The organism is Streptomyces sp. NPDC059989, assembly GCF_042736975.1.
GTDB lineage: Bacteria > Actinomycetota > Actinomycetes > Streptomycetales > Streptomycetaceae > Streptomyces.
In genome coordinates, this window is the sequence record NZ_JBHWUO010000037.1 from 73,382 (window position 1) to 80,724 (window position 7,343).

Consider the following 7,343-nt stretch of genomic DNA (forward strand, 5'->3'; position numbering starts at 1 on the left):
GCGCGGGGTCCGGGGCGGAGCCCCGGCAACGGCGCGTCAGAAGAACACGGACCGCCGCTGCACCAGCAACTTGTACAGCGTGTGCTGAATCTGCTCCCGCACCTGATCCGTCAGGTTGAACATCAGCATCGGATCATCCGCCGCCTCAGCCGCATACCCGTCCGTCGGGATCGGTTCACCGAACTGGATCGTCCACTTCGTCGGCAACGGCACCGCCCCCAACGGCCCCAGCCAAGGAAACGTCGGCGTGATCGGGAAGTACGGAATCCCCAGCAGCCGCGCCAGCGTCTTCGCGTTGCCGACCATCGGGTAGATCTCCTCCGCCCCCACGATCGAGCACGGCACGATCGGCGTCCCCGCCCGCAGCGCCGTCGACACGAACCCGCCCCGCCCGAACCGCTGCAGCTTGTACCGGTCCCCGAACGGCTTCCCTATCCCCTTGAAGCCCTCCGGCATCACCCCGACCAGCTCCCCGGCCTCCAGCAGCCGCTGCGCGTCCTCCGCGCAGGCAAGCGTGTGCCCGGCCTTCCGCGCCAGCTCGTTCACCACCGGCAGCATGAACACCAGGTCCGCCGCCAGCAACCGCAGGTGCCGCTGCGCCGGATGGTGGTCGTGCACCGCCACCTGCATCATCAGGCCGTCCAGCGGCAGCGTCCCCGAATGGTTCGCCACGATCAGCGCCCCGCCCTCGGCCGGGATGTTCTCGATCCCCTTCACCTCGACCCGGAAGTACTTCTCGTACAGGGGCCGCATCAGGGACATCAGGACCTGGTCGGTGAGCTCCTTGTCGTAGCCGAAGTCGTCGACCTCGTACTCACCGGTGATCCGGCGCCGAAGGAACGACAGTCCGCCCGCGATCCGCCGGTCCCAGCCATCCCCGCTCGGCTCCACCGGACCCGGCTCGGGAGCGGCCGGCTCCACGGGCTCCACCGCCGGCTCCGGCGCGGACACCGCCCGCACCCTGCGCGGCGACCGCCGTCGCGGCCGGTCCTCGTCGAACGGAATGACCTTGGCGTCCGCCACTATCGCTTCGCTCCTTCATCCGCGCCCGCATGCGCATCCGCACCCGCGTCGACATTCAGCACGGCCGCCATCCGCTCCACGGCCCGCCCCATCCGCTCGGGCGGCAGCAGCCCGCTCCCCCGGCTCCGCGCGAAGTCCGCGAAGGTCTCGACGGTCGTGTACATCGGCTCGAAGCCGAGCACCTCCCGCATTTGGGTGGTCTCCACGACCCGGCCGTGCGTCAGGAGCCGCATCTGCTCCGGCGAGAAATCGGTCACCCCGACCGCCCGCAGCGCCGACCCCACCCACGTCACCGCCGGCAGCAGCATCGGCAGCGTCGGCCGCCCCAGCCGCCGCGCGCACTGCGACAGCAGCAGGACCCCGTCGCCCGCGATGTTGAAGGTCCCGCTGTTCAGCGTCCCCCGCCGCGGCTCCTGCGCCGCCAGCCGCAACACGTCGAGGACGTCGTCCTCGTGGACGAACTGGAGCCTCGGGTCGTAGCCGAGCACCGTCGGCATCACGGGAATCGAGAAGTATTCGGCGAGCGCCGAGTCCGCGAAGGGCCCCAGGATGTTCGCGAACCGCAGCACGCACACCGCGACGTCCGGCCGCCTGCGCGCGAAGCCCCGTACGTACCCCTCGACCTCGGCGGCGTCCTTGGCGAAGCCGCCCGCCGGCAGCGATTTCGGCTCCGTGGTCTCGGTGAAAACGGCCGGATCCCGCGAGGTGCCCCCGTACACGCTGGTACTGGACTTCACCACGAGCCGCCGCACCGTCGGCGACTTCTGGCAGGCCCCGAGGAGCTGCATCGTCCCGATGACGTTCGTTTCCTTCACGGTGCTGTGCGCACCGCCGGTCCCCGCGCTGCCCCCGGTGACCGCCAGATGGACCACCGTGTCCACGGCGTGCTCGGCCAGCACGCGGGCGATCGCCGACTGCCTGATGTCCGTACGGACGAACTCGGCCGATCCGAGCCGGTGCGGCGGCGTCACCGCGTCCACCGCGATCACCCGCTCGACTTCCGGGTCGCGCTGGATGCGGCGCACGAAGCGGCCGCCCAGCTGCCGGGCAGCCCCGGTGACGAGTACGACCTTCCCCACGAGTTCAGCGCCTCCCTCGAAGAAGTACCCCGGCTGCACCGCAGCCCCTCCACCAGAATGGTGGAGGGGCTGCGGAAAACACGTACAGCTGCCGTTTACTTCTTGTTACGGCGCTGGACGCGGGTGCGCTTGAGCAGCTTGCGGTGCTTCTTCTTGGCCATCCGCTTGCGCCGCTTCTTGATAACAGAGCCCACGACTACCCTCGCTCACTTCTCTTTACTGGTGCGGGGCGTCTGGGCCCACACGACCTACGTCGGCCTAGCCTACCCGCCCCAGCTCTGAGCTTGTAATCCGAGGGACGCCGGGGGGTCACTCTCAGGCCGACTCCACCCCCACATAGGACTCTCGGAGGTACTCGTGAACCGCGTTCTCGGGGACCCGGAAGGACCGGCCCACCCGGATTGCGGGCAGATGACCGTTGTGCACCAGGCGGTACACGGTCATCTTCGACACTCGCATCACCGAGGCGACCTCCGCCACGGTCAGGAACTGAACCTCACTGAGAGGCCTCTCGCCAGCAGCCATGACACACCTTGACCTTCCGCGCATGACGGGCACCGGCTTCCCCTCCGGTTACTCCTCGTCGTCGCACGCTCACTCCCCAGAGTAGGGGCGCGTGATACGAGTGGGGAAGAGGAGCTACAGCCACTCCTGGCCGGCCGGCAACCTCGCTCTGTCGAGCACGTAGCGCATAAGCGGCCGGTAGTAGTCCGCACGCACCGCGTCATCAAGCGGAACAGCCACCGAGACCCGCCCCTCGGCCTCCCCGACGAACAGCGCCGGATCATCCGTATCCGCCAGCCCGATCGCCTCCACACCCAACTGACCTGCACCGCAGACCCACCCGTGATCCCCCACCACGAGCTCGGGCAAGGGCCCGCCGGCCTCCGCCAGGGCACCCAGAGCGATCCGAACCGGCAGCGGCGAATGGGTGTGTGCGCCGGTGGCACTCCCCGCCTGCCGCACGCCGGGCTCCCGCACCAGCGCGACCCGCCCTACGTAATCGATGGTGTGCGTACGTACGCCGAACCGGGTCGCCATGTCGACATGCACCCCCCGCGCCGGAGTGAGGACAACACATCCCGCCGCCGACATCGCCTCGGCCAACCCGGCGTAGAACCCCAGGAGCCGGTGCGGATGGCCCGTCCCGAACAACACGGGCGCCCGCACCTCGGCCGCCGCCCGCAGCCGCTCCGCGAACTCCTCCAGCGCGGCCACCGTCCGCTCCGGATCGATCACGTCCGGCCCGCTGACGTGCGCCGGATCCGCCGACACCCCGCACTTCTCCGCCATCAGCCTCAGCAGGTCACCCTCGCCCCAGCCCCACTCGGGCTCCAGCCCGAGCAGCACCCGCGGATCGCGCGCCGCGAACAGCCGGTAACTGCGCAGGCTCTCCTCCCGCGAGGTGGCAACGGTCCCGGCCAACCGGGCGGCCAGCAGATGCGCACGCAGCGCGCCGGTGCTCAACACCCCCCGATGCTCCCTCAACCCACCTGCCGGATCACCAATTCCGCCAAACAGCCCCACAGTCGGCGTAAGCCGTTCTGGCTCCGCCGGGCAGCCCCAGCCCCGCCGGGCAGCCCCAGCCCCGCTGGGCAAATCCGGCGACCGGAGGGCAAATCCGGCCCCGCCGGGGAAATCCGGCGCCCGGAGGGCAAATCCAGCCCCGCCGCGTTTGAGGCGCGGGGTCTGGGGCGGAGCCCCAGGGCAGTTCAGCCCGTCCGGCGTTTGAGGACCGGGTCCGGGCAGAGCCCGGGGAACGGCGGAAGGGCGGGTAGGGGACAAGCCCCGCAGGGCCCAAGCCCAGGCCCAGGCCCAGCCTCAGGTCAGCATCCCCCGCAACGGAAACACGGCCCGCCGAGTGGCCAGCACAGCCTGATCGATCCGATCCGCCGGGTCATAACCGGCATCCCACGACCGCCACTCCGGCCGCCGCCCGTCGGTCATCCGCACCGGCCCCACCTGCCGAGTCCGCGCATACACCTCATCCCGCCAAGCCCCCGGCACCACGGCCTCCGGATCCACCGGCCGATGCCCGGCGATGCCCACCAGATGCGTCCAGGACCGCGGTACGATGTCCACCACCGCGTACCCGCCCCCACCCAACGCCAGCCACCGCCCACCGGCGTACTCGTGCGCCAGCCCGTGACACGCCTCCTGCACGGCCCGCTGTGCGTCCAGCGACACCGCCAGATGGGCCAGCGGGTCCTCGAAGTGCGTATCCGCCCCGTGCTGCGTCACCAGCACCTGCGGCCGGAAGTCCGCCAGCAGCTCCGGCACGGTCGCGTGGAACGCCCGCAGCCACCCCTCGTCCCCGGTCCCCGCCGGCAGCGCGACATTCACGGCCGACCCCTCCGCGTCCGGCCCCCCGGTCTCCTCGGGCCACCCCGTCTGCGGAAACAGCGTCCGCGGATGCTCGTGCAGGGAGATGGTCAACACCCGCGGATCGTCCCAGAAGGCCGCCTGCACCCCGTCCCCGTGGTGCACGTCGACATCCACGTACGCGACCCGCTCGGCCCCCAGCTCCAGCAGCCGGGCGATGGCCAGCGCCGCGTCGTTGTACACGCAGAAACCGGCCGCCCCGCCCGGCATCGCGTGGTGCAGCCCGCCGGCGAAGTTCACGGCGTGCTCGGCCTCCCCGCGCCAGACCGCCTCCGCGCCCGCCACCGACTGCCCGGCGATCAGCGCGGACGCCTCGTGCATCCCGTGGAAGGCCGGATCGTCCATGGTCCCCAGCCCGTACGACCCGTCGGCGACCCCCGGGTCGGCGGACACCTCGCGCACCGCGGCGACGTAGTCCTCCCGGTGCACGAGCCTCAGCGTCGAGTCCCCGGCCGCACGGGCCGCCCGTACCTCCAGCACCCGGTCCAGCCCGAAGGCGCGCACCAGGCCCATCGTCAGGGCCAGGCGCACCGGATCCATCGGATGGCTGGGCCCGAAGTCATACTTCGTTACCGCCTCGTCCCACATCAACAACCCGCGGCCGCTCATGCCCGACACCGTATCGGGCCCGGTCGGAGCCGAACGAGCGGGCGTGGAAAAGCGTGATCAACACGAGCACCATGGGCACGAGCATCGCCCCGCGGTAGCTCCAGGCGTCCCCGATCCCCCCGACGAGCGGCGACCCGACAAGGAATCCCACGTAGTTGAAAATGTTCAACCGCGCGATGGCCGTATCGGACGCCCCGGGGAACAGCCTCCCCGCCGCCGCGAAGGTCTGCGGCACGATCACGCACAGCCCGATCCCCAGCAGCGTGAACCCGAGCATCCCCACCCACGGACCCTGCGCCCCGGCCACGACGGCGAACCCGCCGGCCGCCACCACCGTCCCGCCCCGCACCACGGCCGCCGCCCCGAAGCGCCGCACGCCCAGGTCCCCGACGGCCCGCCCGATGAGGGTGGTCACCATGTAGACGTTGTACGGGACGGTCGCCAGCTGCTCGGAGCTCCCCAGCACGTCCTGGAGGTACTTGGCACTCCAGTTCGCCACCGTCGAATCCCCGATGTACGCGCACGCCATCACCAGGCAGAGCGGCAGCAACAGCTTGGCCCCGCCGGCCCCCAGCCCCTTCTCGTGGGCCTCGGCGGCCGGCGCATCGACGTACCGCCGGCTCCCCACCAGCCCGAGCGGCAGCAGCACCAGCACGGCCGGCAGGTAGCTCACGAAGAGATCCAGGTGCCAGTGCGCCCCGGCCCAGGCCGCCGAGGCCCCCAGGATCCCGCCGAGGCTGTAGGCGGCGTGGAAGCCCAGCATGATGCTGCGCCCGTAAGCCCGTTGCAGGCTGACCCCGAGCATGTTCATCGAGGCGTCCAGCGCACCCACCGACAGCCCGAACGCCCCCAAGGCCACCGCCACGTGCCACATCTGGCTGCCGGCCCCGACGCCCAGGAGCGACAGCAGCACCAGCGGCTGCGCCCACCGCAGCACCACACTGGGCGCGACCCGCTTCACGAGGTGCTCGGTGGCGACGCTCGACACCCCCGCGAGGATCGGCACGGCCGCGAGGAAGGCGGGCAGCAGCCCGTCGGATATCCCGTACTGGTGCTGGATGGCCGGGATGCGCGTCACGAGCAGCGCGAAGGCGACACCCTGCGCGAAGAAGCTGAACCCCAGAGCGCCACGCCCACGCCGTAGCCGCACATCAACCGTCATGGCGGCACAGCGTAGGCCCCGGGGCTACCCGTGGGTAGAGCGATCACACGGGCAGTTGCAGAAGCCCCGGGAGCTGCTTCATGTCCCCGAAGTACCCGGTGGCCCCGGGCAGCCGGTCGGCGGGCATCATCGAGGTGAACGCGTACACGTCCATGCCCGCGGCCCGGGCGGCCTCGACCCCGAGCGGGCTGTCCTCGACGACGACGCACCGCGAGGGCTCCACGCCCATCTGTCGGGCCGCGTGCAGGAAGAGATCGGGCGCCGGCTTCCCCTGCCCGACATCCTGCGAACTGAAGATCCACTCTTCCTCGAACCACCCGTCCAGGCCGGCGACCCGAAGCCCGACGCGGATCCGCTCATGACTCCCGGAGGAGGCCAGGCAGTACCCCACCCCGTGGGCGGTCAACAGCCCGAGCACTTCCTCCACCCCGGGAACGGGCTTCAGCTCCCGCTCGAACGCGGCGAAGGTCCGCGCGTGCAGGGTCTCGTCGAAGTCGTCCGGCAGCCGCGCCCCGGTCCGCTCGAGCACGAGGTCGTGCACGCGGTGCACGGCGGCACCCATGTAGTCGCGGAGCGAGTCCTCGTAGGTGGTCGGGTGCCCCAACTCGGACAGGTACCCGGCGAGGATGCTGTTGGCGAGCGGCTCACTGTCCACCAGCACGCCGTCGTTGTCGAAGATGACGAGGTCATAGCCCATACCCCAACCCTACGAGCCGTCAGCCCGCGACCCGCTCGTCCCCATGCCGGGCATCCGACGGATTTCTGGCCCGGAACGCAGAAAAGCCCCGCACCAGGATCAGAGATCCGGTGCGGGGCTTTCCCACAATGATTGTTCGGCGGCGTCCTACTCTCCCACAGGGTCCCCCCTGCAGTACCATCGGCGCTGAAAGGCTTAGCTTCCGGGTTCGGAATGTAACCGGGCGTTTCCCTAACGCTATGACCACCGAAACACTATGAAATTTGAACGCTGGCATGGACACAGCTGTTCGTTATTTCAGAACTAACACAGTGGACGCGAGCAACTGAGGACAAGCCCTCGGCCTATTAGTACCAGTCAGCTTCACCCGTTACCGGGCTTCCACATCTGG

The 7,343-nt window shown here is 70.3% G+C and carries 8 protein-coding genes and 1 rRNA gene; all 9 read right to left on the minus strand.

All coding sequences use genetic code 11. From position 1 onward, the window contains the following. Positions 1–36: 36 nt before the first annotated feature. Positions 37–1,023 carry a lysophospholipid acyltransferase family protein gene (locus tag ACFWBN_RS28270; protein ID WP_385180656.1) on the minus strand — a complete coding sequence of 329 codons (987 nt, stop codon included), beginning with the start codon at positions 1,021–1,023 and terminating at the stop codon, positions 37–39. Further along, the gene (locus ACFWBN_RS28275) at positions 1,023–2,102 is read right to left on the minus strand and encodes an NAD-dependent epimerase/dehydratase family protein (RefSeq protein ID WP_385180659.1); all 1,080 of its coding nucleotides are present in this window, start codon (positions 2,100–2,102) and stop codon (positions 1,023–1,025) included. Before ACFWBN_RS28275 ends, ACFWBN_RS28270 begins: the two co-directional genes overlap by 1 nt. 95 nt (positions 2,103–2,197) lie before the next feature. After that, entirely contained in the window at positions 2,198–2,296 is a 99-nt protein-coding gene (locus tag ACFWBN_RS28280; protein ID WP_003948845.1) for a 30S ribosomal protein bS22, read from the minus strand. 121 nt (positions 2,297–2,417) lie between these two features. Then, positions 2,418–2,627: a helix-turn-helix domain-containing protein gene (locus ACFWBN_RS28285; RefSeq protein ID WP_008738568.1), complete on the minus strand. Its 210-nt coding sequence runs from the start codon at positions 2,625–2,627 to the stop codon at positions 2,418–2,420. A gap of 114 nt (positions 2,628–2,741) precedes the next feature. Continuing rightward, complete coding sequence (locus ACFWBN_RS28290; protein ID WP_385180662.1) at positions 2,742–3,572, minus strand: phosphatase; 831 nt, start codon at positions 3,570–3,572, stop codon at positions 2,742–2,744. A gap of 351 nt (positions 3,573–3,923) precedes the next feature. Continuing rightward, the gene (locus ACFWBN_RS28295) at positions 3,924–5,093 is read right to left on the minus strand and encodes an acetoin utilization protein AcuC (RefSeq protein WP_385180665.1); all 1,170 of its coding nucleotides are present in this window, start codon (positions 5,091–5,093) and stop codon (positions 3,924–3,926) included. Further along, positions 5,044–6,255 (minus strand): MFS transporter, encoded by a 1,212-nt coding sequence (locus tag ACFWBN_RS28300; RefSeq protein WP_385180668.1) that lies wholly within the window; start codon positions 6,253–6,255, stop codon positions 5,044–5,046. Before ACFWBN_RS28300 ends, ACFWBN_RS28295 begins: the two co-directional genes overlap by 50 nt. Before the next feature lie 43 nt (positions 6,256–6,298). Continuing rightward, positions 6,299–6,952 carry an HAD family hydrolase gene (locus tag ACFWBN_RS28305; RefSeq protein WP_385180670.1) on the minus strand — a complete coding sequence of 218 codons (654 nt, stop codon included), beginning with the start codon at positions 6,950–6,952 and terminating at the stop codon, positions 6,299–6,301. A gap of 134 nt (positions 6,953–7,086) precedes the next feature. After that, a 5S ribosomal RNA gene (rrf, locus tag ACFWBN_RS28310) occupies positions 7,087–7,203 on the minus strand. Positions 7,204–7,343: the final 140 nt, after the last annotated feature.